Genomic DNA, 26875 nt, shown 5'->3' with positions numbered 1-26875 from the left:
CATGATTGTTTGTGATTGACAGTGTTTGAAGATCGTGGCCATGTCCCGCCACGCCCAATAGCCTGTCCGGAGGAATTCATGTCCACTGCTGCGCCGAAGCGCCTTGCAAATCTGTGGGACGATGCGAAGGCTGCCGCCATGAGCGAGCCCGAGCGCCTCGTCTATCGTTCCAATCTGCTCGGCTCCGACAAGCGCGTCACCAATTATGGTGGCGGCAACACCTCCTCCAAGATCTGGCAGAAGGACCCGCTGACCGGTCAGGATGTGGAAGTGCTGTGGGTCAAGGGCTCGGGTGGCGACAACGCCTCCATCAAGCTCGACGGCTTCGCCACCCTTTATATGGACAAGCTGCGCGCCCTGAAGGGTCTCTACCGCGGTGTCGAGTTCGAAGACGAGATGGTGGGTTATCTCCCCCACGCCACCTTCAACCTCAACCCACGCGCCGCCTCCATCGACACCCCGCTCCATGCCTATGTGAACCGGCCCTATGTCGATCACATGCACCCGGATGCGATCATCGCCATCGCCGCCTCGAAGAATTCGCGCGAACTGACGCAGCAGATCTTCGGCGACACCATCGGCTGGCTGCCGTGGAAGAAGCCGGGCTTTGAGCTCGGCCTCTGGCTCGAAAAGTTCTGCCTCGAGAACCCCGAGGCCAAGGGCGTGATCCTTGAGTCTCATGGCCTGTTCACCTGGGGCGACACACCCAAGGAGTGCTACGAAACCACCATCGCCATCATCAACCAGGCGATCGAGTGGTTCGAGCAGCAGACTGAAGGCAAGACCATCTTTGGTGGCGCTGCCGTCACCTCCCTGCCTGCCGATCAGCGCCGCACCATCGCCGCACGCCTGATGCCGAAGATCCGTGGCTTCATCTCCGAGGACAGCCACAAGCTCGGCCACTTCGACGACAGCGATGCCGTGCTCGAATTCGTCAACTCGAAGAACCTGCGTCCGCTCGCAGCGCTCGGCACCTCCTGCCCCGACCACTTCCTGCGCACCAAGATCCGGCCGCTGGTGATCGACTTCGATCCGGCCAATCCGGACGTCGATGCCGTGATCGCCGGCCTTGCCGACCAGATCGCCGCCTATCGCGCCGACTACACCGCCTATTACGAGCGGTCGAAGCACGACAATTCCCCGGCGATCCGTGACCCGAACGCCGTCGTCTACCTGATCCCGGGCGTCGGCATGATCACCTTCGCCAAGGACAAGGCGACCGCCCGCATCTCCGGCGAGTTCTACGTCAACGCCATCAATGTGATGCGCGGAGCCTCGACCGTCAGCGAATACCAGGGTCTGCCCGAGCAGGAAGCTTTCGACATCGAGTATTGGCTGCTCGAGGAAGCCAAGCTCCAGCGCATGCCGAAGCCGAAGTCTCTCGCCGGCAAGATTGCCCTGGTTACCGGCGGTGCCGGCGGCATCGGCAAGGCTACTGCCGCTCGCCTCCTGCGCGAAGGCGCCTGCGTCGTCCTCGCCGACATCGACCAGGCCGCGCTCGACAGCGCCACCGAGGAACTCGCCGGCGTCTTCGGCAAGGACTTCGTTCGTCCGGTGAACATCAACGTCACAAGGGAAGAGCAGGTCATCGCCGGCTTTGCCCATGCGGTGGTGGAATTCGGCGGGCTCGACATCCTCGTCTCCAACGCCGGCCTTGCCTCCTCGGCGCCGATCGAAGAGACCTCGCTTGAGCTATGGAACAAGAACATGGACATCCTGTCCACGGGCTACTTCCTGGTCTCGCGTGAAGCCTTCAAGCTGTTCCGGCAGCAGAAGATCGGCGGCAATGTCGTCTTCGTTGCCTCCAAGAACGGCCTTGCCGCTTCCCCCAACGCTGCCGCCTACTGCACCGCCAAGGCCGCCGAGATCCACCTCGCCCGCTGCCTGGCGCTTGAAGGCGCCGAAGCGCAGATCCGCGTCAACGTCGTCAACCCCGACGCCGTCCTGCGCGGCTCCAAGATCTGGGCCGGCGAGTGGCTCGAGCAGCGTGCCTCGACCTACAAGACTGACAAGGACGGCCTTGAGGAAATGTATCGCCAGCGCTCGATGCTGAAGCGGAGCGTGTTCCCCGAGGACATCGCCGAGGCCATCTACTTCTTCGCCTCGGAAGCCTCGGCCAAGTCCACCGGCAACATCCTCAACGTCGACGCCGGCAACGCCCAGTCGTTCCCGCGGTAAGTTCTACGAAGGGGTCTAAGGACCCCCTCCCCGGCCCTCCCCTCAGGGGAGAGGGTGGGCCTACACAAGCACAGAGTTTGCGGCTCCTTTTCTTCCCTCCCCCTTGAGGGGAGGGATCGAGGGAGGGGGTCGCCGAGGGAGGCACAAACCCATGACCGAACACATCATCGACCCCACCATCGTCGAAGCCGAAAACAGCAAGCGCGAGGCCGACCTCCGCCGCGATTACGAGTCGCTCGGCGAGCGGCTCGACCGCCGCGGGGTCAGCATCGACGCGATCAAGGCCAAGGTCGCCGACTTCAACGTCGCCGTCCCTTCCTGGGGCGTCGGCACCGGCGGCACCCGCTTCGCCCGTTTCCCCGGCGCCGGCGAGCCGCGCGACATCTTCGACAAGATCGAAGATTGCGCCGTCATCAGCCAGCTCACGCAGGCGACGCACACCGTCTCGCTCCACATCCCGTGGGACAAGGCCGATCCGAACCGGTTGAAGCAGGCCGCCAGCCGCTTCAACCTCGGCTTCGATGCTATGAACTCCAACACCTTCGCCGACGCCAAGGGGCAGCTCCAGAGCTACAAGTTCGGCTCGCTCTCCGCCTCCGACGCGGCCACGCGCCAGCAGGCAATAGAGCACAATCTCGAATGTATCGAGATCGGCAAGACGGTCGGCTCCAAGGCGCTGACCGTGTGGATCGGCGACGGCTCGAACTTCCCGGGCCAGACCAATTTCGCCACCCAGTTCGAGCACTATCTCGACGCGATGAAGGCGATCTACGCCGAACTCCCCGACGACTGGCGCATCTATACCGAACACAAGATGTACGAGCCGGCCTTCTATTCGACCGTCGTGCAGGACTGGGGCACCAACTACATCATCGCCAAGGAACTGGGCGAGAAGGCCTTCTGCCTCGTCGATCTCGGCCACCATGCTCCCAACGTCAACATCGAGATGATCGTCTCCCGCCTTGCCCAGTTCGGCAAGCTCGGCGGCTTCCATTTCAATGATTCCAAGTACGGCGACGACGATCTCGACGCCGGCTCAATCGACCCCTACCGGCTGTTCCTCGTCTTCAACGAACTGGTCGATGCCGAGGAGCGCTACAGCGACTTCCACCCGGCCCACATGCTCGACCAGTCGCACAACGTCACCGACCCGATCGAATCGCTGATGCTGTCGGCTGCCGACGTGCAGCGCGCCTACGCGCAGGCGCTGCTGGTCGACCGTGCCGGACTCAAGGCGGCGCAGGAAGGCAATGACGCGCTCGGCGCCACCCAGGCGCTGCGCCTTGCCTACCGCACCGATGTTGAGCCGATCCTGGCCATGGCGCGCCTCGAAAACGGCGGCGCCATCGACCTGCTCGCCACCTACCGCGCTGCCGGTTATCGGCAGAAGGTCGCGGAGATCCGCCCGGCCGTCGAAGCCGGCTCGAGCGGCATCGTCTGAGTTCTCCTCGCTCCTCCCGAGACGACGAGACCGAAGGCCCGGCAGCACTGCCGGGCCTTCGTGTTTGTGCAGGCGCCCTCAGGTCTGCTCCAGCGCCCTGAGCGGCGCCGTCGCCGCAACGATCCACTCGCGGAAAGCTTTGATCTTGGGCCAGTTCCGCCGGCTCTCCGGGTAGGCGAAGTAATAGTAGTGCCCTTCCCAGCCGACGGTCGCGAAAGGCTGCACCAGCCGCCCGGCGGCGATCTCGTCCTGATAGAAGGGCGGGGTCAGCATGGCGACGCCGCGGCCGGCCATCGCTGCCGCCGCCTCCAACTGCTGCGTGCCGAGGCGGACGAAGGCCTTCTGCCGCAGTTCCACATCGGGAACTCCCGCCAGGTGCAGCCACGCCGGCAGCCACGGATCATCGAGCGAGATCTGCGGCACCCGCAGCAGGTCGGCCGGCTCGCGCACCTCGTACTCCTCGACGAGGCGGGGGTGCAGCATGGGCGTGAACTCGACCTTGAGCAGCTTCTCGCCCATCAGGCCGGCTGCCAGTTTGTGAGTGGCGCGAATTCCGGCGTCGAACTCCTCGCGGGTGAAATCGACGATATGTGCGGCGGTGTCGATGCGCACCGCCAGGTCCGGACGCTGTAGCTGGAACAAGCCGATGTGCGCCGCGAGCCATCGGCTGGCGAAGGTCGGCACCACCGTCAGCGACAGCGTCCCCTCCGCACGGTCGCGCGACTCGGCGAAGGCCTCGCGCAGCGTGTCGAAGGCGCGCGACACCTCCGGTGCCAGTCGGGCGCCGAGCTCGGTCAGCGCAACCTGCCGCGGCCGGCGCAGGAACAACGGCGCGCCCAGCCGCTCCTCCAGCAGCTTGATCTGGTAGCTCACTGCCGCCTGCGTCATGCCCAGTTCGTCGGCGGCGCGGGTGAAGCTCAGATGCCGCGCCACGGCCTCGAATGCCCGCACGGCGGTCAGCGGCGGCAGACTGCTCACATCAAATCTCCTTATGCGTGCTTATCGACGCTTGGTTGGAGTGCCTCGACAAACAGGCGCATTCTGCAGAGCATGTCAACGACGCGAGGACGCCAGGTCATAAGCCTGGCGGATGCGAACATGATGACCTTTCCGAGCCTCCTGGGGTTTGTGCTGACCCTGCCTGCCGCGGCCGTGGGCACGCCCCCTGAAGCGGCACGCCGCCGGCGCGCCATCCAGTCCCTCAGCCTGTCGCCGCACGTGCTGCGCGACATCGGCATGGACGAATACCAAAGCCCCGCCGATGATCCCCGCTGGGCGCTGAAACCGCATCTCGAGCGCTGACGCTTGCGCTCCGCCGGCTTTGTCCTAGAAGGGTGGCATGTCCAAGACGACACCCGCCACCCAGGCTCTGGCCAAAGCCGGCATTTCGTTCGAACTCGCCAGCTACGACTACGACCCCAATGCCGAGCGCGTCGGGCTGCAGGCGGCCGAGGCCATGGGCGTCTCGCCGGGCGTCGTGTTCAAGACGCTGATGGCCGAGCTCGACGGCAAGCCGGTCTGCGCCATCGTCCCCTCCGACGAGGAGGTGAACATGAAAAAGCTCGCAGCGGCGCTGGGCGGCAAGTCGGCGCATATGATGAAGCCCGCCGACGCCGAACGTCTGACGGGCTACAAGGTGGGCGGCATCAGCCCGCTCGGGCAGCGCAAGGTGGTGCCCACCGCAATCGACGAACTCGCCACCCTCTATGACGAGATCTACCTCAACGGCGGCCAGCGCGGCCTGCAGATCCGTATGAAGCCGGACGACCTCGTCCGCTTCCTCGGCGCCAGGACCGCCGACCTCGTCCGCTGAATCCCGAAAAAGCAAAAGGCGCCCGGATGGACGCCTTTTCAGTTCAGCCTTTAGGGCCGAGGCTTAGTTGCCGACGTAGGTGCCGCTGGCAATGGCCTTGATGTCGCCGCGGGTGATACCCAGGTCCTGCAGCTGACGCTGATCGAGCGCGCTGAGCTCGCGCATGGTGCGCTGGTACTGGGCAAACTTGGCGATACGCTGACGGATGTTCATTTCTCAATTCCCCTTCGCTTGATGACCCCTATGTAGAGTCGGCCGGTCGTGATTAGTAGTTGGCTCAACTGCACATCCGTTATGCAGTCCGTGCACAGCGAAGAGGCATGTTTGTATCCGGTGTTAAGCCCGTCCCGCGGCCAGACCCGGTCGTCTCACTCGGCATGTTGCTGAAAACATGAAAGTTTCTGCGCGCCTCACCTGAATGGGTTGGTGGCGAGAGTGATGCGGCAACTCCAGCCTGCCATGCGCGGATGAGGGTACCGATGCGTACGATTTGGGCAATGCGTGTTGGCCCTTGACCTTCCCATCATGGGAAGCTCTATATGCTTGGGGACGAGGTAAGAGCCATGAACCAGCACGTCCACAACAACACTGTTTCCATCGACATTTCCGGCATGACCTGCGCCTCCTGCGTGGCGCGGGTGGAGCGAGCCCTGCTCAAGGTTCCGGAGGTCAAGTCGGCTTCGGTCAACCTGGCGACGGAGCGCGCTACCGTCGAGCTCGCCGGCACCACCGATGCGGCGCCCCTGCTCGCCGCTGTCGGCAAGGTCGGCTACACGGCCACCGTCGCGCCCGCTCCGGAACACCGGCACGACCATGCCGGCCATCACCATCACGACGAGGATGCCGCCGTGCTGCGGCGCGACGTCCTGATCGCCGCAATCCCCACCGTTCCGCTCTTTGCCGCCGAGATGCTCGGCCACTTCTACATGCCCTTTCACATGTGGCTGATGGATCTGGTCGGCATGGACGCTCTCTATGTCATCTACTTCGCGCTCGCGACCTTCGTGCTGTTCGTGCCGGGCTGGCGCTTCTTCCGCATCGGCGTCCCTGCCCTCTTGCGCGGCGCTCCGGAAATGAACTCGCTGGTGGCGCTCGGCGCCGGCGCCGCCTGGCTCTATTCGACAGTGGTCACCTTTGCGCCGCAGCTGCTGCCACCGGGCACACGCAACGTCTATTTCGAATCGGCCGCGGTGATCGTCACGCTGATCCTGGTCGGCCGTCTGCTCGAGACCCTCGCCAAGGGGCGTACCGGCGAAGCCATCCAGCGGCTGGTGCGCCAGCAGCCGCGCACCGCGCGTGTCGAGCGCAACGGCGCCACCGCCGACATCGATGTTTCGGACGTTCGCGTCGGCGACATCATCGTCGTCCGCCCCGGCGAGAAGATTGCCGTCGACGGCACCGTCATCGATGGTGAGGCGCATATCGACGAGTCGATGCTCTCGGGCGAGCCGCTTCCGGTCACCAAGGCCGCAGGCGCCAGCGTCACGGGCGGCACCATCAACACCAGTGGCAGCATCCGCTTCCGCGCCACCCGCGTCGGTAGCGACACGGTGCTGGCCCAGATCATCCGCATGGTGGAAGACGCCCAGGCGGGCAAGCTGCCGATCCAGCAGGTGGTCGACCGCGTCACCTTCTGGTTCGTGCCGGCCGTCATCCTCGTGGCGCTGGTCACCTTCGCAGCCTGGACTATCTGGGGCGGCTCGCTGAGCTATGGCCTCGTCAACGCGGTGGCGGTGCTGATCATCGCCTGTCCCTGTGCCATGGGTCTGGCTACCCCGACCGCCATCATGGTCGGCACCGGCCGGGCGGCCGAACTGGGCGTCCTCTTCCGCCGCGGCGAAGCCCTGCAGCAGTTGCAGCAGGCCGACATGGTCGCTTTCGACAAGACCGGCACGCTGACCGTCGGCAAGCCCGTCCTCACCGACATCATCCTCGATGGTGATTTCGAGCACGACGAGGTGCTGGCGCTGGTTGCCGCCGCCGAGTCCCGCTCGGAGCACCCGATCGCCACCGCCATCGTCACGGCAGCCGAACAGGCTGGGCTTGCCATCCCGCCCGTCGAACGGTTCGAGTCCCTGCCCGGCCGCGGCATTGCCGCGACCATCGCCGGCCGGCTCGTCCAGGTTGGTTCCACGCGCCTGCTCGACGGCCTCGATCTCGGTGACTTCCGCAGCACGGCCGAACAGGTCACCCAGGCCGGCCGCACTGCCGTGTTCGTCGCTATCGACGGCAAGCCCGCCGCCGCCATCGTCGTCGCCGACGTGGTCAAGCCACGCAGCGCCGAGGCCATCGCCGCGCTGCACCGGCTGGGCGTGAAGACGGCCATGATCTCCGGTGACGACCGCCGCACCGCTGCCGCCATCGCCCGCGAACTCGGCATCGACGAGGTCCGCGCCGAAGTGCTGCCGGCGGACAAGGCCGAAGTCGTTCGTGGCCTCCGCAACAATGGCCGCACGGTCGCCTATGTGGGTGACGGCATCAACGACGCCCCGGCTCTCGCCGAAGCCGATGTCGGCATCGCCGTCGGCAACGGCACGGACGTGGCCATCGAGAGTGCCGACGTGGTGCTGGTCGGCGGCGATCCGCGCGGCGTGCTCGACGCCATCACCGTCAGCCGCGCCACAATGCGCAACATCCAAGAAAACCTGTTCTGGGCGTTCGGCTACAACGTCCTGCTGATCCCGGTGGCGGCCGGCCTGCTTTACCCCGCCTTCGGCCTGCTGCTGTCGCCCATGCTGGCAGCCGGGGCCATGGCGGCGTCGAGCGTGCTGGTCGTCGGCAACGCCCAGCGCCTCCGCCTGGTGAAAGGAGCCCGCACATGAATATCGGACAAGCGGCCAGCGCTTCCGGCGTCTCCGCCAAGATGATCCGTTACTACGAGGGTATCGGACTCGTGCCGAAGCCGGCGCGCACCGACAGCAACTACCGGGTCTATGGCGAGGACGAGGTTCACATCCTCCGCTTCGTCAAGCGGGCCCGCACTCTCGGCTTCTCCATCGAGGAGACCGGCACCCTGCTCGGCCTTTGGCGCGACAAGAGCCGCGCCAGCGCCGAGGTTCGCGACATCGCCCAGGCCCATATCGCCGAACTCGAAACCCGCATTGCCGAACTCGAAGGCATGCGCCGCACCCTGCAGCACCTCGTTCACTGCTGCAGCGGCGACAACCGCCCCGACTGCCCCATTCTCGACGACCTCGCCGGCGAGACCCAGACCACGAAAGGACACTGAGCCATGAACGAAAAGACAGTTCTCACCGTCAACGACATGACCTGCAATCACTGCGTCGGCACCGTCCGCAAGGCGCTGGAAGAAGCCCTGCCCGGCGCCGAGATCAACGTCGACCTCGAAACCCACAAGGTGAGCTTCACCGGCGACCGCGCCAAGGGCGAAGAGGCCATCCGCGAAGCCGGCTACACGCCCGAAGCGGCGTGAGCGGAGGCGCGGACACGCGTCTCCTTCTCTACTCCGCCCCCCCCCGATCTGCCCTCGGGCTAGACCCGAGGGCCGCTCACAACGCCCGCCGAACTGCAGAAAAACCCTCGGATCAAGTTCGAGGGCAGCACCGTGAGGTGGCGGGTAATGCCTGAACACCGAAACAGCAGCAGGTTCGCGCCCCGACCTCGTTGAGACCTCCACCCACAAAGCACAAAGGGCGCCTCTCGGCGCCCTTTGCTTTTCCGTCCTGCGTTGGGATCAGAACGGCGAGTCGGGGAAGTAGAACTGCTCGGCGTTTTCCTGGGTGATCAGCGGCGAGCCGAGGATGTATTCGCCGAGAACCGGGCCGTTCGAGGTGAAGTGGGCGACGGTCACGTCCATGGCGGTCGCGATCTGGGCCGGCGGATAGAGCACGTCGACGGGGACCAGCGGGTCGCCATCCATCACGCCCTTGACGATTTCCTTCATGCCGGCGCCGCCGACCACGAACATCTCGTCTTCACGACCGGCCTGGCGGATGGCTTCCACCACGCCCAGGGTGATGTCGTCGTCCTGGGCCCACACGCCATCGATGTCGGGGAAGCGCGACAGGAAGTCCTGCATCACTTCGAAGCCGTCATCGCGGTTCCAGTTGGCGAACTCGTCGTCGAGCACGTTGATGCCCGAGCCTTCGATGGTCGACATGAAGGCGTCGAAGCGCTCGGTGTCGAGCACGGTCGGGATGCCGCGCAGGATGACGATGTTGTCGCCCTCGCCGAGCCGGCTCATCATGTACTCGGCGGAGTTGACGCCCATCTCGGTGTTGTTGCCCGAGACATAGACGTCCTGGATCGACGGGTCGGTTAGCCCGCGGTCCACCACCGTGATGAACACGCCGGCGTCCTTCACGGCGCGCACGGGCTCGGTCAGGGGCTCGGATTCGAACGGCAGCACCACGAGGGCATCGATCTGCTGCACCGACACCAGGTCCTCGAGGTCCGAGGCCTGATCTTCCGGACCATCGGCGGTGACGATCACCAGGTCGATATTGGGATGCAGGGCCTCGAGGCGCTTCTCGGCTTCCTGGGCGTGCCAGTTGAGGCCGCCCATGAAGCCGTGCGTCGCGGCTGGAATGGAGACGCCGATCTTGATCTGCTCGTCCTGCGCCATGGCGCCGCCGACCAGGGCGCTGGTGGCCAGCAGGCCCAGCGCGATTGTCTTCAGAGACATTTCAGTCCTCCCATAGTTGGCGCCTTGCACGGCGCCGGTTTTACCCCGCCCTAGCGGGCGAAGATGCTTATTCGGCTGCCTTCTTGCGCCGGCCGAGCGAGCCGCGCTGCAGATAGACCGCCGCCACGATGATCACGCCCTGCACTGCCCCGTTGAGGTAGTTGGAGATGATCTCGGTGAGGTTCAGGATATTGCCGATGGCCGTCAGGATCAGCGCGCCGATGACGGTGCCGCCGACGCGGCCGAAGCCGCCCTTCAGCATGGTGCCGCCGATGATCACCGCGGCGATCGCCTCCAGTTCCCACAGCACGCCGGTGGCCGCCGAGGCCGAGCCGAGGCGCGGCACGTAGATGATGGTGGCGAGCGACACGCAGAGGCCCTGGATGATGTAGGTCCAGGTCTTCACGCGATCGACCTTGATTGCCGAATACTGCGCCACGTGCTCGTTGGAACCGATCGCCATGCAGTAGCGTCCGAAGGCGGTGCGGTTCATCAGCACCCAGCCGACAATGGCGACGAGGATGAACACCCACACCGGGATCGGCACGCCGAGGATCGAGTCGTAGTAGATCGGCCGGTAGATATTGCGCGCATCGGAGTCGAGCGACAGCGTGCCGCCATTGGCGAAATAGGTCACCAGCGAGCGGTAGATGCCCATGGTGCCGAGCGTGACGATGAACGCCTCGATCTTGGCCTTGGTGGTAAGGAAGCCGTTGATGAAGCCGGCGCCGATGCCGAGGATCAGCGAACAACCGATGCCGAGCACCACCGTCCAGACCGACACCCCCATCGCGTCCACGGCCCAGTTCATGACGATGATCATCACCCCGGCGATGAAGGCCGCCATGGAGCCGACCGACAGGTCGATGCCGCCGGCGGTGATCACGAACGTCGCGCCCACCGCGATGATGCCGATGAACGCCGAGCGGGTGAGCAGGTTGGAGACATTGCCTTCCGCCAGGAACAGCGGGTTCAGCGAATAGCCCAGGATCACCAGCAGGATCAGCGCCAGCAGCGGCCCTGCGGTCTTGAGGTCGAGCCGGAAGCCCTTGCCCGGCGATGCTGTTGCCTCAGGCGCTGATGCGCTCATTATCCCCATCCTGCTTGATGCCGGCGGCGTACCGCATGATTTCCGCTTCCGTGATCTCGGCGCCCTCGAGGCGACCAGCGAGGCGACCCTCGCGCATCACCACCACCCGGTGGCTGAGCCCGATCACTTCCTGCAGTTCCGAGGAGATGACGATGATCGACTTCCCCTCGGCCGCGAGTGCCGCGATGATGTGATAGATCTGCTGCTTGGTGCCGACATCGATGCCGCGCGTCGGCTCATCCATGATGATGATGTCCGGCTCGCTTTCCATGGTCTTGCCCAGGAGCAGCTTCTGCTGGTTGCCGCCCGAGAGCTTGCCAGCCGGCACCGAGGCGTCGCGGGCGCGGATGTCGAAGCGGCGCACCGCCTTTTCCAGCGCCTGCTCTTCGCTGCGCCCGTCGACGAACGCGCCCTTGATGTGCTTTTTCAGCGTCAGCAGCGTCAGGTTCGGCTGCAGCCCGACATTGAGCAGCAGCCCCCGGCCCTTGCGGTCCTTGGTCATGTAGGCCAGCCCCGCCGCGACCGACTTTCCCACATCGGTGAAGTTGACCGGCTTGCCGTGGACCTCGATCTCCCCGGCTGTCCGGCGGGTCAGCCCGACGATCGCTTCGGCCACAGCGGTCCGGCCGGAGCCGATCAGCCCGGCAAAGCCGAGGATCTCGCCCCGCCGAAGGTCGAACGAGACGTCCTTCACCCCCGGCGCGCGCAGACCGCGCACGCTCAGAACCACCGGCGCATCGACGTCCGGCTCGTGCTTGGGCGGATAAAGGTTGGAGAGTTCGCGGCCCACCATCATCTGCGCGATGGAGTCCGGCGTCAGTGCCTCGGTGCCGACGGTGGCGATCAGCTGGCCGTCGCGCAGCACGGTGACCCGCTGGGCCAGTTGCATGATCTCATCGAGCTTGTGCGAGATGAACACGATGGCGACGCCGCGCGCCTGCAGCCGGCGGATCTGCTCGAACAGCGTCTCGGTCTCGCCCACCGACAGCACCGCCGTCGGCTCGTCCATGATCAGCACGCGCGCGTCGCGGCTGATGGCCTTGGCGATCTCGACCATCTGCTTGTCGGCGACCGACAGCGTGTTGATGCGGGCATCGGGATCGATGCGCACATGCAGCGTGTCGAGAATGGCGCGCGACTTCTCGCGCATCTGCTTGAGATCGAGAAACCCGCCCCAGCCCGTGATCTCGCGACCGAGAAAGATCGAATCGGCCACGGTCAGGTGTTCAGCGAGGTTCAGTTCCTGGTGGATGAGCACGATGCCCATTGCCTCGGCTTCGCCATTGGGCGGCAGCGTCACCTGGCGGCCGTCATAATGGATGGTGCCGGAGGTCGGCTGTTCGAAGCCGGACAGAATCTTGATCAGGGTGGATTTGCCGGCCCCGTTCTCGCCGATGATGGCGTGAACCTCGCCGGGCTTCACGTCGAAATCGATGCTGAACAGCACCGGAATCTCGCCGAACGACTTCGAGATCCTGCTCGCCGACAGGATGGGCGATCCCGATGCGCTTGCCGCATCCACCATGTCGATGTGCCTCCCCGAGAGACGCGGCTTTGCCGTTCGTCTGCTGAACTGTGTAAAGGTTTTCACGTTCAGTGTAAAGGTTTACACGGAGGCGAAAAGGTACAATCCTGTCGGCGAGGCTGGCGCTCTCCGGCGGGTCTGCTACACCGCAGACGGCGTGCGGATTCCAGCAGGGTCGCGCGGGGCGGAGCGCCAAGTGCAGCAGCAAAAGCTGGCTACCATCGAGGACGTTGCGGCGATCGCCGGCGTATCCATCGCCACGGTGAGCCGCGCCATCAACGAGCCGACCAAGGTCGCCGACGAGACTCGCCGCCGCGTCAACGAGGCCATCGCCCGCACCGGCTATACCACCAACGCCATGGCCCGGTCGCTCAGGATGCGCCGGTCCAACATGATCCTGATCCTCGCCCCCGATGTGGGCGATCCGAACTTCTCCAACATCCTCGTGGGGCTCGAGACCGAAGCCAGCAAGCGCGGTTATGGCGTCTTGATCGGCAACACCCAGAACGACCCCACCCGCGAAACCGATTACCTGCGCTTCATCAGTTCCAACCAGGCCGATGGGCTGATCCTGTTCACCGGCCACCTGCCCTTCGGCTACGGCCAGGAGGGCACCGAAACGCGGCTGCCGCCGATGGTGGCGGTCAACGAGCCCGTCACCGGTGCCAACGTGCCCTTTGTCGGCGTCGACAATTTTGAGGGCGCCCGTATCGCGGCCGAGCACCTGATTTCCCAGGGTCACCGCCGCATCGCCTTTATCGGGCAGTCGATCGGCAGGGCCGTGAACCAGTTGCGCGAGCAGGGCTATCGCGCCGCCCTCACCGGCGCGGGCATCCCCATCGACCCGCGGCTGATCCTGCCGGGCGACGGCACCACCGAAAGCGGCCGGCAGGCCGCCGAGCACATGTTCGTCCGCGACGTGCTGCCCACCGCTTTCCTCTGCGTCAACGACGCCACCGCCCTCGGCGTCATCATCGCCCTCAACGCCCGCCGCTACGACCTGCCGCGGCAGTTCTCGGTCATGGGCTTCGACGACATTTCCTTCGCCAGTTTCGTGTCGCCGTCGCTCACCACCATGAAGCAGCCGCGCCTCAAGATCGGCGAGGAGGCGATGGACCTGCTCCTGGCCTTGCTCGAGGGCAAGCCCGCACCGAAGCAGGAGGTGCTGCTCCGCAGCGAACTCATCCTGCGCAACTCGGTTGCCCGGATCGGCTCCGGCGGTTAGCCGCCGTTCTTCAGCCGCTCCAGCACCTCGTCGAACTTGGCCATGGAAACATTGGCGCCCCATTCCATGCCGGTATCCACCGTGGCATTCCGCATGTCGAAGTCCGGAAAGTTCGACACCGAGCGGTAGAAGGTCTTGCCGTCCCGCTGCCAGGATCGTGTTCTTCGGCACCTACCTAGCCGTCGAGCCCAAGAGCTTGATCCGCAACACCTTCGTGATTCTTGTCAACGCCCGCGGTCGGTGGCATGCCGCTATCATGCGAACCCTGCTCCTGGTCGGCATCGGCACCGGCAATCCCGAACACCTCACGGTCGAGGCCATCAACGCTCTTAATCAGGCCGACCGGCTGTTCATCCCCGACAAGGGCGCCGGCAAGGCAGACCTGGCTGACCTCCGCCGCGAGATCATCGCGCGCTACGTCACCAACCCCTCGGTCCGGCAGGTCACCTACGCCATGCCGGTGCGCGACGCAGCCAATCCGGACTACGCCGCGGGCGTCGACGCCTGGCACGATGCCATCGCCGAGCGCTTCGGCGCGCTGATCGCCGATATTCCCGAGGGCGGCACCGGCGCCTTCCTGGTCTGGGGCGATCCCGGCCTCTACGACTCGACCCTGCGCATCCTGGAGCGCCTGCCGCAGCGCGAAGAACTCACCGTCCGCGTCGTTCCCGGCATCACCGCCATCCAGGCGCTCACCGCCGCCCATGCCATCCCGCTCAACCGCATCGGCGAGCCAGTCCACGTCACCACCGGCCGCCGTCTCGGTCCGGTAACCGAGGACACAGTGGTCATGCTCGACGGCCGCACCGCCTTCACCGATGCGGACCCCGACCTCCACATCTTCTGGGGCGCCTATCTCGGCACCCCCGACCAGATCACCATCGCCGGCCGCCTGGGCGACGTCGCCCAGCAGATCATCGAGACCCGCAAAGCCGCCCGCGAGCAGCACGGCTGGATCATGGACACGTACCTGCTGCGGAAGCGGGACTAGGCCGAAGATCCTCCAACCATCTCGGTGTGCCCTCGGGCTTGACCCGAGGGCCATTCTCCACCTCTGCTGGAGTTACGCGAGGCCCTCGGGTCGAGCCCGAGGGCGGGGCCCGCGTTTGCGTTAGCTACGAGCGCAATTGCAACGCATCACTCGCCCCCACCCCCGCAATCGGCTAAACCTCACCTCATGGCCATCGCCCTGCCCATTGCCGAGCCTCGCCGCCGCGGCGCCTGCCCCACGCTGGACACGCCGATGCCGACCGGCGACGGCCTGCTGGCGCGCATCCGGGTGCAGGAGGCGCGCCTCACGCCAGCGCAACTGGCCGCCATCGCCGATCTCGCCGCCACCCATGGCAACGGCCTCGTGGAGATCACCGCGCGCGGCAATCTACAGGTCCGCGGCCTCACCGCGGTGTCGGCCGCCCCTTTTGCGCGTGCCATCGAGGCCCTGGTGCCGGTTGAGCGCGGGCTTGTCGTCGAGACGCCACCCCTCGCCGGCGAGGATCCCGCCGAAGTCGCCGACCCACGCCCCCTCGCAAGCGCCATCCGGCACCTCTCCGGACCTTTCGAGCCGCGCCTCGGTCCCAAAGTCACCGTCATCGTCGACGGGCGTGGGCAGATCTCGCTGGGCGCGCTCAAGGCCGACATTCGCCTCACGGCGGTCACCTCGGATCGCTGGCACCTCATCTTCGGCGACGGTTCCGCCCAGGCAGTCACCACGGCCGAGGCCCCTGTCCGGGTAGCGACGCTGCTCGGCCGTCTCGCCGCCCTCGGCCCCGAGGCTCGCGCCAGCGACCTCCAGCCCGGCGCACCTCGGGCCCCTGCTCCATCCGCGCCGCCAATCGGCAGCCATCGCCGCCTCGGCGGCACCGCCACCGGCATCGCCCTCCCCTTCGGCAGCAGCGACGCGGCCGCACTTTCGGACCTGGCCCGCGAAGCCGAGGCCTTGAGCGTCCCCGAATTCCGCCTCGCACCGCATCACGCCCTGCTCGCGCTCGACGCCCCACCATCCTTCTCTGCCGTCGCCGCAGCCCTTGGTTTCATCACCGACCCGAGCGACCCGCGCCTGCGCATTTCCGCCTGCGCCGGCAGTGCCGGCTGCGCCTCCGGCTACATCCCCGCCCGTGCCATTGCCGCCCGCCTTGCGCCGCATCTGCCGCCCGGCCAGCACCTTCACGTGTCCGGCTGCAGCAAGGGCTGCGCCCATCCGCGTCCAGCCGGTCTGACGCTTGTCGGCAACGCCACCGGCTATGGCCTTGTGTTCGACGGGCGGGCGGGCGATACGCCACGCATGCAGTTGAGCGACGACCAGATCGAGTCCGCCATCGCCGCTGCCCCGTCGCTGGGGTGAGCATGGCGGAGTACGACTACATCAAGGATGGCGAAGCCATCTACCGGCAGTCCTTTGCCATCATCCGGGCCGAGGCGGACCTGTCGCGTTTCACCCCCGACGAGGCCGAGATCGCCATCCGCATGATCCACGCCGCCGGCATGGTAGAAGCGGCAGCGCACTTCGCCTTCTCGCCCGATTTCGTCACCGCCGCTCGTGCGGCGCTCGCCGCCGGCGCCCCGATCTTCTGCGATGCAGAGATGGTCGCTCGCGGCGTCACTGCTGCGCGCCTGCCGGCCAACAACGAGGTCGTCTGCACCCTGCGCGACCCGGCCACCCCTGCCCTGGCCGCCGAAATCGGCAACACGCGCTCCGCCGCCGCGCTCCAGCTCTGGCTGCCGCGGCTGGAAGGCGCCGTGGTCGCCATCGGCAATGCACCCACCGCCCTGTTCCACCTGCTCGAGCTGCTGCGTGACGGCGCCCCGCGCCCGGCCGCCATCCTGGGCATGCCGGTCGGCTTTGTGGGCGCAGCCGAGTCCAAGGACGCCCTTGCATCCGGTGACCACGGCATCCCCTGGGCTATCGTGCGCGGCCGTCTCGGCGGCTCCGCCATGACCGCAGCCGCCCTCAACGCTCTGGCGAGGCCGGGCATATGAGCGGCCGTCTCGTCGGCGTCGGCACCGGGCCGGGTGATCCGGACCTGCTTACCGTCAAGGCGGTGCGCGCCATCGAGAGCGCCGACGTTGTCGCCGCCTTTGCCAAGCGCGGCCGGGTCAGTAACGCCCGCACCACGATCGCGCACCTGCTTCGCCCCGATCAGGTGGAAGAGGCGCTGGACTACCCGGTCACCACCGAGATCGACCGCCACCACCCTGACTACCAGTCGCAGACCAGTGCCTTTTACGACGAGGGCGCGGCACGCCTGGCCCGCCACCTCGACTCCGGCCGCACCGTCGCCGTGTTGAGCGAAGGCGACCCGCTGTTCTATGGCAGCTACATGCACCTGCATGTCCGCCTCGCTCCGCGCTATCCCACCGAAGTCATCCCCGGCATCACCGCCATGTCGGGCTGCTGGTCGATGGCCGGCCTGCCGCTGGTGCAGGGGGACGATGTCCTTTCGGTGCTGCCGGGCACGCTCGAGGAGGCCGAACTCGCGACCCGGCTCGCTGGCACCGATGGCGCCGTAATCATGAAGGTTGGCCGGAACCTCCCCAAGATCCGCAGCGCCCTCGCACGGGCCGGCAAGCTGGCCGACGCCGTCTATGTCGAGCGCGGCACCATGGCGTCCGGCCGTTCGCTCCGCCTCTCAGACAAGCCGGATGATGAAGCGCCCTACTTCGCCCTGATCCTCGTTCCCGGCTGGAGCACAAGGCCATGAGCGGGCGCCTCGTCGTCCTCGGCACCGGCCCCGGCAACCCGGCGCAAACCACGCCAGAGGCAACAGCGGCAATCGCCGCCGCCACCGTGTTTTTCGGCTATGGGCCCTATCTCGACCGGCTGTCTCTCCGCCCCGACCAGCGCCGCGTCGCCTCCGACAATCGCGAGGAACTCGCCCGCGCCCGCGCCGCTCTCAGTGCGGCCCATGCCGGCGAGAATGTCTGCATCGTCTCGGGCGGCGATCCCGGTGTCTTCGCCATGGCGGCCGCCGTCTGCGAAGCCATCGAGCACGGCGCACCCGCCTGGCGCGAACTCGACCTCGAGATCATCCCCGGCGTCACCGCCATGCTCGCCGTCGCCGCCCGCGCCGGTGCTCCGCTCGGCCATGACTTCTGCGCCATCTCGCTGTCCGACAACCTCAAACCCTGGCCGCTGATCGAGCAGCGCCTCCACGCCGTCGCAGCGGCCGGACTGGTCATCGCCCTCTACAACCCCATCAGTCGGGCCCGCCCCTGGCAGCTCGGCACGGCCTTCGCCATCCTGCGCGAAGTGCTGCCCTGGACCACACCGGTGATCTTCGGCCGCGCTGCCGGCCGCCCCGACGAGGCGATCAAGGTCGTCACCCTCGCCGAGGCCGATCCGCTCCATGCCGACATGGCCACCTGCGTCATCATCGGCTCGCCCGAAACCCGCATCATCGAGCGTCCCGGCCTGCCGCCGCTGGTCTACTCCCCCCGCTCAGCCGAGGCGAAGTCATGAGCTGGCTCACCGTGGTCGGCATCGGCGAAGATGGCCTCGGAGGCATTGGCGCCAATGCCCGCGCCGCCATCGCCGAAGCCGAGCTGGTGTTCGGCGGCACCCGCCACCTCGATCTCGCCGCCGCCGCTATCACCGGCGAGCCCCGGCCATGGCGCACGCCCTTCTCGGACTCGATCGACGACATTCTCGCGGCTCGCGATCGCCGGGTCTGCGTGTTAGGATCCGGTGATCCATTCTATTTCGGCGTTGGGGCAACCCTGGCGAAGCATGTCGATCCCGCTCAGATGCGGGTCATTCCCCATTCATCTTCGTTCAGCCTGGCAGCAGCAAAGCTCGGCTGGCCCTTGCAGGACGTGGTCGCCTTGTCGCTCCACGGCCGCCCGATCGAGCTCATCCAGCCTCATCTGCACCCCGGCGCCCGCATCCTCGCGCTGACCTCGGACGAGCACGGCCCGGCCGCCATTGCCCGCCTGCTGACCGAAGCCGGTTTCGGCATTTCCATCGTCAGCGTCCTCGAAGCCCTTGGCGGATCACGCGAAAAACTCCGCAACCAGCTAGCGATGCAGTTCGATCTCGCCGACATCGATCCGCTCAACCTCTGCGCCATCAGCGTCGTCGCCCTGCCCGGCGCCCGCATCCTGCCGCTCACCCCGGGCCTCGCCGACGACCTGTTCGAGCACGACGGCCAGATCACCAAGCGCGACATCCGCGCCGTCACCGTCGCCGCCCTCGCCCCCCGCCGCGGCGAGCTGCTTTGGGACATCGGTGCCGGCGCAGGCTCCATCGCCATCGAGTGGATGCTGGCCGACCCGAGCTGCCGGGCCATCGCAATCGAATCCGATCCTGAGAGGGCCGCGCGTATAGGCCGAAACGCCCGGAGTCTGGGTGTTTCGCCGCTGCAGGTGGTCAGGGGAACGGCGCCCGAAGCGCTTGCCGGACTTGAGCCGCCCCATGTCATTTTCATTGGCGGTGGGGGTTCGGATGAGGGTGTTCTGGACGCAGCCATGACCGCATTGCGTCCGGGTGGGCGGCTGGTGGCCAACGCCGTTACGCTCGAACTCGAAGCTATGTTGTTGGCACGACACGCAGAATTGGGCGGGCGGCTGACCCGCATCGCCGTGTCGCATGCCGACAGCATTGGCAGCATGACCGGCTGGCGACCCGCGATGCCGGTGACGCAGTGGAGCTGGAGCAAGCCATGACGGTGCATTTCATCGGCGCCGGACCGGGTGCTGCGGACCTGATTACCGTGCGCGGACGGGACCTTATCGCCCGTTGCCCGGTCTGCCTCTATGCCGGCTCGATCATCCCGGCGGAGCTGCTGCAATACTGCCCGCCGGGGGCGCGGATCGTCGATACGGCGCCGATGTCGCTCGACGAAATCGCGCAAGAATATGTGCAGGCTCAAGAACTTAGACAGGATGTAGCACGGCTGCATTCGGGGGATCTGTCGATCTGGAGTGCGGTGGCCGAGCAGATGCGGCGGCTGGATCGGCTGGGGATTCCCTACACGCTGACGCCGGGCGTGCCGGCCTTTGCGGCGGCGGCGGCGGCGCTTGGCCGGGAGCTGACTGTTCCGGGGGTGGCGCAAAGCCTTGTTCTGACGCGGGTTTCCGGTCGCGCTTCGCCGATGCCGGCGGGGGAAAACCTCAAGGCTTTCGGGGCGACGGGCGCCACTCTGGCGATTCATCTCGCCATCCACAGCATCGACCAAATCGTCGCGGAGCTGACCCCGCTTTATGGCGAAGACTGCCCGGTTGCAGTGGTTGCGCATGCTTCCTGGCAACAGCAGCGCATCATTCGCAGCACATTGGGTTGCGTTTCGTTAACGTTGAAAGCCGACCCCGTGGAAAGAACGGCAATCGTCTTCGTCGGCCGCTCGCTCGGTGCAGAAGACTTCCGCGAAAGCGCCCTCTACGACCCCGATTACCAGCGTCGCTTCCGCGGCCGCGACTAACCGTTGGCGGCGACCGGCAGCTCCAGGAGGTCATCCCAGTCGATGGCGCCGGGTCGCCCAAGGAGGAACCCCTGCGCCTCGTTGCAGCCCTCGGCCCGCAGCACTTCCAGTTGCGCCATGGTCTCGACGCCTTCGGCCAGCACCGGCACGCTGAGGCTGCGGCCGAGCGCCAGAATGGCCCGCACGATCGCCTTGGATTGCTCATTCTGCTCCACCTCCTGCATGAAGGAGCGGTCGAGCTTGATCTTGTCGAAGGGGAAGCTGCGCAGGGTGTCGAGCGAGGAATAGCCGGTGCCGAAATCGTCGATGGCGATGGAGACGCCCATGGCCTTGATCTGGCGCAGGATGTGCAGGGCGCGGTTCTTGTCGGTGATGATCGAGGTCTCAGTGACTTCCAGTTCCAGCCGCTTGGGGCTGAGGCCCGATTCCAGCAGCGCGCTGCGGACGGTGTCGACCAGCTCCACCTGACCGAGCTGGAGCGCCGAGATGTTCACCGCGATCTTGTACGGCTCCGGCCAGCGCGCGGCCTCCCGGCACGCGGTGCGCAACACCCAGTCGCCGATGCTGGTGATGGCGCCACACTCTTCGGCCACCGGAATGAAATCGGCCGGTGAGACCGGGCCGTGGAGCGGACGGTCCCAGCGCAGCAACACTTCGTAGCCGGTGACCTCGCCGGTCGCGACGGCCTTCTGCACCTGATAGGCGAGGCGGAAGGCCCCCTGCTCCACGGCGGCCCAGATGTCCCGCGCCATCGCCCGACGTTGGCGGGCATGCTCGTCCATCTCGCTTTCATAATAGGCGATGTGCCGGTCGAACTCGGCCTTGGCCCGGTACATGGCCATATCGGCATTGTTGAGGAGCTTCGAGCGGTCGTCGCCGTCGTCGGGGTAGATGGCGACGCCCAGACTGCCGGCAGTTTCCACCACGGTCGTGCCCGTTTCGATGCGAGTGAACATCGCCGCCTCAAGGCGCTGCAGGAAGTCGCGCAGGGCCTCCATGGAGGTGAAACGCTTCAGCGCCCCGAACTCGTCACCGCCCAGGCGCGCCACCAGTTCGCCATCGCGCAGGCATTCCATCAGGCGTCCGGCGACAGTGCGAAGCGCCAGGTCGCCGACTGCGTGGCCATAGGTGTCATTGATTTCCTTGAAGCGGTCGAGATCGATGGCGACAACCGCCAGATTGCTGTCGGTATGCTCCAGCTCGGCGAGAATGCCGTCGAAGCGTTCGTTGAAATTGGCCCGATTGGGCAGCCCGGTCAGGCTGTCATGCATGGCCAGGTGCTGGATGGCCGCCTGGGAGCGCTGCCGCTCGGTGATGTCGTCGATGGTGGTGAGCCAACCGCCGTCGCTTATCGGACTATGATCGATGCGCAGCGTCCTTTGGTCGACCAGTTCGTGCACGATCTCGCCGCCGGAGCGGACCAGCGGCAGGTGCTGGGCGTGCAGCCGGGAGACCATTTCCTCGAGCTCCTCAGCATCCGCCGTGGCACCGAGCAGAACCTGCCGAAAGGCCTCACGGAAGGAGGTGCCGACCAGATCGATGTCCTGCTCCAGACCGAGCAACAGCGCGAAGCGCCGGTTGTGCAGGCGCAGCACGCCATCGGCATCGAACATGGCGAGCCCCTGGGCCATGTGCGCCATGGCCAGCTCCAGGCGGCCGGAGACTTCGTTGATGCGCTGGGCATCCAGCAACTGCCGCTGCGTCTCGCGCTCGGTGCGGCGCCGGTCAGCCTCGTCGAGCACGACACTGCCGAAAGCGGCGCCGAGGATCAGCAATGAGATACCGGCCAGGGCGGCGGCCAGCCAGGTGGTGTTGATCTGGCTGCCGGCGCTGAGCGGGAAGCAGCGAGCGAAGTCCGCAGCGCCCATGGCGGTGAAGTGCATTGCGCAAATTGCCAGCGTCAGCAACCCGGCCCCGCCGAGGCGGGCCCACTTGCCGGCTGCCGATGCAGCAAGCACGGATGCTGCACCCAGGACAATGCCGGCGAGGATGGAGGTGCCGACCAGCGCCCCATTCCAGCCAATGGTGCCGCCCATCACCAGGGCTGCAATGCCGGTGTAGTGCATGGCGGAGATGCCGACGCCCACAACGGCCCCACCCAGCAGGTGGTCCCACCGATGCTCGGCACGGATGGCGAGCGCCAGGCCAAGGCCGCACACCAGCACGGCGATGCCGAGGGAGGCGGCGGTCAGCCCCAGGTCATAGCCCCAGACGAAGCCAGGCCGATAGGCCACCACAGCGATGAAATGCGTGACCCAGATGCCAAATCCCACCGCCAGGGCCGCGACGCCATTCCACACTAGCCGCATGCGACCGGTTGCCCGCCGCGCATGGTGCAGCAGGCTCATGCAGGCATAGGCGGATACAAGGCAAACGCCGGCAGCGAGAGCGACGAGACGAACGTCGTGCCCGGACGTGAAGAAGTCGAACAGAACCGACACTGCGGCCTCCAATGGGAGGCTCACACTAGGGCCACAGGCTTAAGTGTTTGTTGAAGCTCTAGAGCTGAGCGCCCGGGGCGAACCCCGGGCGCTGGTTTGGGTTAGCGGCCGGCAGCGACCTTGATCGCGTTGCCCTGGGGCAGCGGGTCGAAGGTCAGTTCGCGGTCGCCATCGGCGTCGCGGATGCGGCTGGGCAGGCCCATGGTGTCGAGCAGCGACAGGAAGGGCTGCGGCGGCAGTTCTTCCACGTTGACCATGCGCTTGGCATCCCACTCGCCGGTCGCGATCAGGATCGCGGCGGCCACCGGCGGAACGCCGGCGGTGTAGGAGATGGCCTGGCTGCCGACCTCGGCATAGTTCTCGGCGTGGTCGCAGATGTTGTAGATGAACACCTCTCGCTCCACCCCGTCCTTGGTGCCCTTCACCAGGTCGCCGATGCAGGTCTTGCCGGTATAGGTCGGGGCCAGCGATGCTGGATCGGGCAACACGGCCTTGACCACCTTGAGCGGCACCACTTCCACGCCTTCGGCCGTCATCACGGGCTTCTCGGAGAGAAGGCCGAGATTGTTCAGCACGGTGAAGACGTTGATGTAGTGCTCGCCGAACCCCATCCAGAAGCGGATGTCGGGCACGTCGAGATTGGCCGAGAGCGAGTGGATCTCGTCGTGGCCGGTGAGGTAGGTGGTCTGCGACCCCACGACCGGCAGGTCGTCGGTGCGCTTGACCTCGAACATCTTGTTCTCGGTCCACTGGCTGTCCTGCCAGCTCCAGACCTTGCCGGTGAACTCGCGGAAGTTGATCTCCGGATCGAAGTTCGTGGCAAAGTAGCGGCCGTGGGAGCCCGCATTCACATCGATGATGTCGATGGAATCGATGCGGTCGAAGTAGCTCTCCGCCGCCAGCGCCGCATAGGCGTTGACGACCCCCGGGTCGAACCCGGCACCGAGAATGGCGGTGATGCCCCGGCGCTCGCATTCCGCCCGGTGCGTCCACTCGTAGTTGCCGTACCAGGGTGGCGTTTCGCAGATCTTGGCGGGATCTTCGTGGATGGCCGTGTCGATATAGGCCGCCCCCGTCTCCATGCAGGCGCGCAGCACCGACATGTTGAGGAAAGCAGAGCCGACATTGATCACGATCCTGGCGCGCGTCTTCTCGATGAGCGCCTTGGTCGCTTCCACGTCAAGGGCATCGAGCTGATGCGCCTGGAGCACGCCGGGCATCTTGAGCGAGCGTTTTTCGAGCACGCTCTGCACGATGGCGTGGCACTTGGAAACGGTGCGGGAAGCGATATGGATGTCGCCGAGCACGTCGTTGGCTTGGGCGGCCTTATGCGCGACGACCTGCGCCACACCTCCCGCCCCGATGATGAGGATGTTCTTTTTCAATTGTCACGAAACACCTTTGTACTGCGTGATCGGCTCGGCTCCTGACCGGCCCTCTGATCACGCCCCAATCGGCACCGGCGCCTGAGCGGCCTCCGGCAGTGGCTACGCTGGACGATGCGGCCTCAAGAGAGGCTTTGTGCATAGTCCATGTAGGTGAAGCTCCTGACGAGCCGCACCCGACCGTCCAGTTCCCGCACAGCGATCGCGGGCATCTGGACGCCGTTGAACCAGTTCTTCTTGACCATGGTGTAGCCGCCCGCATCCTGAATGGAGATGCGATCGCCTACGGTGAGTGGTCCTTCGAACCGGAACTCTCCGAAGATGTCTCCGGCAAGACATGACTTGCCGGCCACCATATAGACGTGGTCACCGGCATCAGGCTTCACCTTCGCCTCCAGCCGGTAGATCAAGAGGTCCAGCATATGGGCCTCGATGGATGCGTCAACCACGGCGATGTCCTTGCCGTTGTTGAGGGTATCGAGGACGCTGACCTCGAGGGTCGTGGATTGTGTCACCGCCGCCTCGCCGGGCTCCAGGTACACCTGGATGCGGTAGCGCTCGGCGAAAGTCTTGAGGCGATCGGCCAGCGCGTCGAGCGGATAGCCTTCGCCGGTGAAATGGATGCCACCGCCGAGGCTGACCCAGTCGAGGCGCTCCAGCACGGCCCCGAATCGATCCTCGATCTTGCCGAGGATGGTGTTGAAGCTGTCGAAGCTGTCGTTCTCGCAGTGGCAGTGAATCATTACGCCGCTGATGCGATCGACGACCGGCAGGATACGCTCGAGGTCCCACTCGCCGAGGCGGCTGAACGGGCGCGCCGGATCCGCAAGCGCAAAGCCCGAATGGCTGACCTGCGGGTTGAGCCGCAGCCCGACCGGCAGGTCACCGGTGCGATGGGCGAAGCGCTTGAGCTGGCCGATGGTGTTGAAGATCACCTTGTCGGCGTTGCTGATCACCTCGTCGATCTCGCGATCGGAATAGGCGACCGAATAGGCGTGCGTCTCGCCGCCGAACTTCTCGCGGCCGAGCTTGACCTCGTAGAGCGAGGACGAAGTGGTGCCGTCCATGTATTGCGACATGAGATCGAACACCGACCAGGTGGCGAAGCACTTGAGCGCGAGCAGGCACTTGGCGCCGGAACGGCGGCGCAGGTGGTCGATCTTTTCCAGATTGGCGAGCAACGCCGCCTTGTCGACAAGGTAATAGGGCGTTTCGATCGTCAATCCGGCAACCCACCTCACATCGGCGCCAAGCGCCGGAAACAAACGATGCCCTCACATAGTGGCCATGCCCCCCCGATGCAAGCGGATGGGTCGCCGCAGGGGATAACATGCCGTGAACCGCCGCAACTCTTGCGGCGCCGGCGTGGTTACCCTGGTGAGGTGCACCATGACAGCAACGACCAAAGACGCTTATCGCGACCGTATCGATGCCGGCGAGACCGGGGACAAGGTCGCTTTCCCGGACCCCGCGACGGCCCTGCTCGGCACCGACGAAGAAGCGGCGGGCACCACGCCCCAAATGCCGCCCGACGCGGACCGCACCAGCGCACAGGCAGAATCGCGCCGGCCGAAGGCCCCTGCCCCGTTGATGTATGGCGCGATAGCCGCCGTGCTTGGCGCGGCCCTGGTGATCGTGGCTGGCCTGGCGCTGGCCTGAACCCAACAGGAGACATGACGATGGCTGGCAAGGCCAACGACACCGACAGCAAGAACGTGGAATTTCTGTCCGAGGAGTTCGGCGTGCCGCCCGAGAAGGCCGCCGACCTCGTAACTGAAGACTCGGAGAAGGCGGAGAAGCTCGCCACCGAGCAACTGGAGCGCGAGCACGAGAGCGATGCGCTCGAGGACCTGCCCGTGCCGGAGGATCCCGACCACGAATGGCTGGGCCAATCCGACAGCCACATGCAGAAGCCGGTCCTGCGCGAGGACCGCAAGCCCCGCGACCGCTAGCTGTTGAGGAAGTAGAACACCGTCCCGGCGGCGACGATGAACAGCACCACAAGAGCCACGACCCGGATCATCGATCCGGTCGGGCTCTTGCCGAGCGCCGCCCGCTCCGCCGGACCGCGGGCGCGGTCCGAGAGCACCTTGTCGGTTTCGGAGCGGGTTTCCGGTTCCTCGTGAGCCATGACGGTTACCCCACGTGCCGGCGCGGCGGCTCGAGGAAGCGGTTGGTCGGCGTCGCCACAGTAATGACGTGGCCGTCGAGGTCGCGCAGGACGGCGCGCGCATTGGGACCGTGCTCGATGGGGTGCTCGATGATCTCGACAGCGAAGCGCTCGACCGCGGCGATTGCGGCATGCACATCGTCCACCACCACCTCGAGATAGTGCGCCTGGGCGTCGCCGCGGGCGGCGCGGGGCACGAACTCGCTGACCCAATCCACCAGCCCGATCTGCAGTGCCGCATCCGAGGACGGAGCGATCAGGGTGAACCAGTCGCCGCGATAGACGGGCAGATAGCCACAGAGCGCGCCGTAGAAGTCGATGCTGGCGGCGATGTCGCGGGTGAGAAGGTAAGTGGTGACGCTGTGGGCAGCCGGCATGAGTGGACCTCAGGCTTTCTTGTCGTTGTCGGATTTTTCGGGCGTGGCGCCATGTGGCTTGGGCGCGTTCACCCCGTTTTCGGCGAGGCTCTGCTGCTTCTCGCCCTGGGTGGCGCCGGCAGAATCCTGCCGGCGTCCGTGTTGCTGCTGGTTCCGGCCCGGCCGGTCCATG

Annotated in this window: 28 protein-coding genes; 17 read left to right on the top strand and 11 right to left on the bottom strand. The window is 66.1% G+C overall.

Annotation, left to right across the window (positions count from 1 at the left end; all coding sequences use genetic code 11):
• The first annotated feature begins 78 nt into the window (after positions 1-78).
• Positions 79-2178, top strand: coding sequence for a bifunctional rhamnulose-1-phosphate aldolase/short-chain dehydrogenase (locus tag ACFSX5_RS14320; protein ID WP_386834338.1), 2100 nt, complete (start codon positions 79-81; stop codon positions 2176-2178).
• 151 nt (positions 2179-2329) lie between these two features.
• Positions 2330-3619: an L-rhamnose catabolism isomerase gene (rhaI, locus tag ACFSX5_RS14315; RefSeq protein ID WP_386834337.1), complete on the top strand. Its 1290-nt coding sequence runs from the start codon at positions 2330-2332 to the stop codon at positions 3617-3619.
• A 78-nt stretch (positions 3620-3697) separates the two neighbouring features.
• On the opposite strand, the gene ACFSX5_RS14310 is transcribed toward rhaI, so the two are convergent.
• Entirely contained in the window at positions 3698-4597 is a 900-nt protein-coding gene (locus ACFSX5_RS14310) for a LysR substrate-binding domain-containing protein (protein WP_386834336.1), read from the bottom strand.
• Between the two features lie 120 nt (positions 4598-4717).
• On the opposite strand from ACFSX5_RS14310, the gene ACFSX5_RS14305 reads away from it, so the two are divergent.
• Positions 4718-4921 (top strand): hypothetical protein, encoded by a 204-nt coding sequence (locus tag ACFSX5_RS14305; protein ID WP_386834334.1) that lies wholly within the window; start codon positions 4718-4720, stop codon positions 4919-4921.
• 37 nt (positions 4922-4958) lie between these two features.
• The gene (gene ybaK / locus ACFSX5_RS14300; RefSeq protein ID WP_386834332.1) at positions 4959-5432 is read left to right on the top strand and encodes a Cys-tRNA(Pro) deacylase; all 474 of its coding nucleotides are present in this window, start codon (positions 4959-4961) and stop codon (positions 5430-5432) included.
• A gap of 63 nt (positions 5433-5495) precedes the next feature.
• Here ybaK and ACFSX5_RS14295 read toward each other — a convergent pair whose 3' ends face one another.
• Complete coding sequence (locus ACFSX5_RS14295) at positions 5496-5645, bottom strand: DUF1127 domain-containing protein (protein ID WP_386834331.1); 150 nt, start codon at positions 5643-5645, stop codon at positions 5496-5498.
• A gap of 350 nt (positions 5646-5995) precedes the next feature.
• On the opposite strand from ACFSX5_RS14295, the gene ACFSX5_RS14290 reads away from it, so the two are divergent.
• The 3 genes from ACFSX5_RS14290 to ACFSX5_RS14280 are packed head-to-tail and all read left to right on the top strand — an operon-like array spanning position 5996 to position 8865.
• Positions 5996-8254: a heavy metal translocating P-type ATPase gene (locus ACFSX5_RS14290; protein WP_386834329.1), complete on the top strand. Its 2259-nt coding sequence runs from the start codon at positions 5996-5998 to the stop codon at positions 8252-8254.
• Positions 8251-8661, top strand: coding sequence for a Cu(I)-responsive transcriptional regulator (cueR, locus tag ACFSX5_RS14285; protein ID WP_386834327.1), 411 nt, complete (start codon positions 8251-8253; stop codon positions 8659-8661). Before ACFSX5_RS14290 ends, cueR begins: the two co-directional genes overlap by 4 nt.
• 3 nt (positions 8662-8664) lie before the next feature.
• Entirely contained in the window at positions 8665-8865 is a 201-nt protein-coding gene (locus tag ACFSX5_RS14280; protein WP_386834326.1) for a heavy-metal-associated domain-containing protein, read from the top strand.
• A gap of 261 nt (positions 8866-9126) precedes the next feature.
• On the opposite strand, the gene ACFSX5_RS14275 is transcribed toward ACFSX5_RS14280, so the two are convergent.
• From ACFSX5_RS14275 to ACFSX5_RS14265, 3 genes are all read right to left on the bottom strand, one after another.
• Entirely contained in the window at positions 9127-10077 is a 951-nt protein-coding gene (locus ACFSX5_RS14275; RefSeq protein WP_386834324.1) for a substrate-binding domain-containing protein, read from the bottom strand.
• Positions 10078-10144: 67 nt separating this feature from the next.
• The gene (locus tag ACFSX5_RS14270) at positions 10145-11167 is read right to left on the bottom strand and encodes an ABC transporter permease (protein ID WP_386834323.1); all 1023 of its coding nucleotides are present in this window, start codon (positions 11165-11167) and stop codon (positions 10145-10147) included.
• Positions 11148-12692, bottom strand: coding sequence for a sugar ABC transporter ATP-binding protein (locus ACFSX5_RS14265; RefSeq protein ID WP_386834322.1), 1545 nt, complete (start codon positions 12690-12692; stop codon positions 11148-11150). Before ACFSX5_RS14265 ends, ACFSX5_RS14270 begins: the two co-directional genes overlap by 20 nt.
• Before the next feature lie 196 nt (positions 12693-12888).
• Between ACFSX5_RS14265 and ACFSX5_RS14260 the strand changes: the two genes are divergently transcribed.
• The 8 genes from ACFSX5_RS14260 (at position 12889) to cobM (ending at position 20330) form a co-directional block, all read left to right on the top strand.
• On the top strand, positions 12889-13917 hold the full coding sequence (locus ACFSX5_RS14260; RefSeq protein WP_386834321.1) for a LacI family DNA-binding transcriptional regulator: 1029 nt from the start codon (positions 12889-12891) through the stop codon (positions 13915-13917).
• Positions 13918-14173: 256 nt separating this feature from the next.
• Positions 14174-14908 (top strand): precorrin-6A synthase (deacetylating), encoded by a 735-nt coding sequence (gene cobF, locus ACFSX5_RS14255; RefSeq protein WP_386834320.1) that lies wholly within the window; start codon positions 14174-14176, stop codon positions 14906-14908.
• A gap of 186 nt (positions 14909-15094) precedes the next feature.
• Entirely contained in the window at positions 15095-16258 is a 1164-nt protein-coding gene (locus ACFSX5_RS14250; protein ID WP_386834318.1) for a precorrin-3B synthase, read from the top strand.
• 2 nt (positions 16259-16260) lie between these two features.
• Positions 16261-16893, top strand: a complete 633-nt coding sequence (locus ACFSX5_RS14245; protein WP_386834317.1) for a precorrin-8X methylmutase — start codon at positions 16261-16263, stop codon at positions 16891-16893.
• Positions 16890-17615, top strand: a complete 726-nt coding sequence (locus ACFSX5_RS14240; protein ID WP_386834316.1) for a precorrin-2 C(20)-methyltransferase — start codon at positions 16890-16892, stop codon at positions 17613-17615. The genes ACFSX5_RS14245 and ACFSX5_RS14240 overlap by 4 nt, the downstream gene beginning before the upstream one ends.
• Positions 17612-18373, top strand: coding sequence for a precorrin-3B C(17)-methyltransferase (locus ACFSX5_RS14235; protein WP_386834314.1), 762 nt, complete (start codon positions 17612-17614; stop codon positions 18371-18373). Before ACFSX5_RS14240 ends, ACFSX5_RS14235 begins: the two co-directional genes overlap by 4 nt.
• On the top strand, positions 18370-19575 hold the full coding sequence (gene cbiE / locus ACFSX5_RS14230; protein ID WP_386834313.1) for a precorrin-6y C5,15-methyltransferase (decarboxylating) subunit CbiE: 1206 nt from the start codon (positions 18370-18372) through the stop codon (positions 19573-19575). The genes ACFSX5_RS14235 and cbiE overlap by 4 nt, the downstream gene beginning before the upstream one ends.
• Entirely contained in the window at positions 19572-20330 is a 759-nt protein-coding gene (gene cobM / locus ACFSX5_RS14225; RefSeq protein WP_386834312.1) for a precorrin-4 C(11)-methyltransferase, read from the top strand. Before cbiE ends, cobM begins: the two co-directional genes overlap by 4 nt.
• On the opposite strand, the gene ACFSX5_RS14220 is transcribed toward cobM, so the two are convergent.
• The 3 genes from ACFSX5_RS14220 to ACFSX5_RS14210 form a co-directional block, all read right to left on the bottom strand.
• A complete protein-coding gene (locus ACFSX5_RS14220; RefSeq protein WP_386834310.1) occupies positions 20327-22771 on the bottom strand; it encodes an EAL domain-containing protein in 2445 nt (814 codons plus the stop codon). The two genes, cobM and ACFSX5_RS14220, sit on opposite strands and share 4 nt — an antisense overlap.
• Positions 22772-22872: 101 nt before the next feature.
• Complete coding sequence (locus tag ACFSX5_RS14215) at positions 22873-24156, bottom strand: saccharopine dehydrogenase C-terminal domain-containing protein (protein WP_386834309.1); 1284 nt, start codon at positions 24154-24156, stop codon at positions 22873-22875.
• Between the two features lie 122 nt (positions 24157-24278).
• Positions 24279-25379 (bottom strand): carboxynorspermidine decarboxylase, encoded by a 1101-nt coding sequence (locus tag ACFSX5_RS14210; RefSeq protein WP_386834307.1) that lies wholly within the window; start codon positions 25377-25379, stop codon positions 24279-24281.
• 166 nt (positions 25380-25545) lie between these two features.
• Between ACFSX5_RS14210 and ACFSX5_RS14205 the strand changes: the two genes are divergently transcribed.
• On the top strand, positions 25546-25815 hold the full coding sequence (locus ACFSX5_RS14205) for a hypothetical protein (RefSeq protein WP_386834306.1): 270 nt from the start codon (positions 25546-25548) through the stop codon (positions 25813-25815).
• A 20-nt stretch (positions 25816-25835) separates the two neighbouring features.
• Entirely contained in the window at positions 25836-26108 is a 273-nt protein-coding gene (locus tag ACFSX5_RS14200; RefSeq protein WP_386834305.1) for a hypothetical protein, read from the top strand.
• On the opposite strand, the gene ACFSX5_RS14195 is transcribed toward ACFSX5_RS14200, so the two are convergent.
• Genes ACFSX5_RS14195 through ACFSX5_RS14185 form a run of 3 tightly spaced genes read right to left on the bottom strand, consistent with a single transcriptional unit; the run spans position 26105 to position 26874 of the window.
• The gene (locus ACFSX5_RS14195) at positions 26105-26287 is read right to left on the bottom strand and encodes a hypothetical protein (RefSeq protein ID WP_386834304.1); all 183 of its coding nucleotides are present in this window, start codon (positions 26285-26287) and stop codon (positions 26105-26107) included. The genes ACFSX5_RS14200 and ACFSX5_RS14195 overlap by 4 nt on opposite strands.
• 5 nt (positions 26288-26292) lie before the next feature.
• Complete coding sequence (locus tag ACFSX5_RS14190; protein ID WP_386834303.1) at positions 26293-26703, bottom strand: VOC family protein; 411 nt, start codon at positions 26701-26703, stop codon at positions 26293-26295.
• Positions 26704-26712: 9 nt separating this feature from the next.
• Positions 26713-26874, bottom strand: a complete 162-nt coding sequence (locus ACFSX5_RS14185; protein ID WP_386834302.1) for a hypothetical protein — start codon at positions 26872-26874, stop codon at positions 26713-26715.
• Position 26875 lies beyond the last annotated feature (1 nt).

This window comes from Devosia albogilva, from assembly GCF_042685625.1.
GTDB lineage: Bacteria > Pseudomonadota > Alphaproteobacteria > Rhizobiales > Devosiaceae > Devosia > Devosia albogilva.
This window is presented reverse-complemented; position numbering and strand designations above follow the sequence as displayed.

What these genes read in the sequence shown, in the direction of transcription:
- ACFSX5_RS14320 (WP_386834338.1), top strand. Translation starts at nt 79, where the DNA reads ATGTCCACTGCTGCGCCGAAGCGCCTTGCAAATCTGTGGGACGATGCG.
- ACFSX5_RS14290 (WP_386834329.1), top strand. Translation starts at nt 5,996, where the DNA reads ATGAACCAGCACGTCCACAACAACACTGTTTCCATCGACATTTCCGGC.
- ACFSX5_RS14195 (WP_386834304.1), bottom strand. Translation starts at nt 26,287, where the DNA reads ATGGCTCACGAGGAACCGGAAACCCGCTCCGAAACCGACAAGGTGCTC.
- rhaI (WP_386834337.1), top strand. Translation starts at nt 2,330, where the DNA reads ATGACCGAACACATCATCGACCCCACCATCGTCGAAGCCGAAAACAGC.
- ACFSX5_RS14185 (WP_386834302.1), bottom strand. Translation starts at nt 26,874, where the DNA reads ATGGACCGGCCGGGCCGGAACCAGCAGCAACACGGACGCCGGCAGGAT.
- ACFSX5_RS14265 (WP_386834322.1), bottom strand. Translation starts at nt 12,692, where the DNA reads ATGGTGGATGCGGCAAGCGCATCGGGATCGCCCATCCTGTCGGCGAGC.
- cbiE (WP_386834313.1), top strand. Translation starts at nt 18,370, where the DNA reads ATGAGCTGGCTCACCGTGGTCGGCATCGGCGAAGATGGCCTCGGAGGC.
- ACFSX5_RS14190 (WP_386834303.1), bottom strand. Translation starts at nt 26,703, where the DNA reads ATGCCGGCTGCCCACAGCGTCACCACTTACCTTCTCACCCGCGACATC.
- ACFSX5_RS14270 (WP_386834323.1), bottom strand. Translation starts at nt 11,167, where the DNA reads ATGAGCGCATCAGCGCCTGAGGCAACAGCATCGCCGGGCAAGGGCTTC.
- cobM (WP_386834312.1), top strand. Translation starts at nt 19,572, where the DNA reads ATGACGGTGCATTTCATCGGCGCCGGACCGGGTGCTGCGGACCTGATT.
- ACFSX5_RS14280 (WP_386834326.1), top strand. Translation starts at nt 8,665, where the DNA reads ATGAACGAAAAGACAGTTCTCACCGTCAACGACATGACCTGCAATCAC.
- ACFSX5_RS14305 (WP_386834334.1), top strand. Translation starts at nt 4,718, where the DNA reads ATGATGACCTTTCCGAGCCTCCTGGGGTTTGTGCTGACCCTGCCTGCC.
- ACFSX5_RS14250 (WP_386834318.1), top strand. Translation starts at nt 15,095, where the DNA reads ATGGCCATCGCCCTGCCCATTGCCGAGCCTCGCCGCCGCGGCGCCTGC.
- ACFSX5_RS14275 (WP_386834324.1), bottom strand. Translation starts at nt 10,077, where the DNA reads ATGTCTCTGAAGACAATCGCGCTGGGCCTGCTGGCCACCAGCGCCCTG.
- ACFSX5_RS14205 (WP_386834306.1), top strand. Translation starts at nt 25,546, where the DNA reads ATGACAGCAACGACCAAAGACGCTTATCGCGACCGTATCGATGCCGGC.
- ACFSX5_RS14240 (WP_386834316.1), top strand. Translation starts at nt 16,890, where the DNA reads ATGAGCGGCCGTCTCGTCGGCGTCGGCACCGGGCCGGGTGATCCGGAC.
- ACFSX5_RS14200 (WP_386834305.1), top strand. Translation starts at nt 25,836, where the DNA reads ATGGCTGGCAAGGCCAACGACACCGACAGCAAGAACGTGGAATTTCTG.
- ybaK (WP_386834332.1), top strand. Translation starts at nt 4,959, where the DNA reads ATGTCCAAGACGACACCCGCCACCCAGGCTCTGGCCAAAGCCGGCATT.
- cueR (WP_386834327.1), top strand. Translation starts at nt 8,251, where the DNA reads ATGAATATCGGACAAGCGGCCAGCGCTTCCGGCGTCTCCGCCAAGATG.
- cobF (WP_386834320.1), top strand. Translation starts at nt 14,174, where the DNA reads ATGCGAACCCTGCTCCTGGTCGGCATCGGCACCGGCAATCCCGAACAC.
- ACFSX5_RS14235 (WP_386834314.1), top strand. Translation starts at nt 17,612, where the DNA reads ATGAGCGGGCGCCTCGTCGTCCTCGGCACCGGCCCCGGCAACCCGGCG.
- ACFSX5_RS14295 (WP_386834331.1), bottom strand. Translation starts at nt 5,645, where the DNA reads ATGAACATCCGTCAGCGTATCGCCAAGTTTGCCCAGTACCAGCGCACC.
- ACFSX5_RS14245 (WP_386834317.1), top strand. Translation starts at nt 16,261, where the DNA reads ATGGCGGAGTACGACTACATCAAGGATGGCGAAGCCATCTACCGGCAG.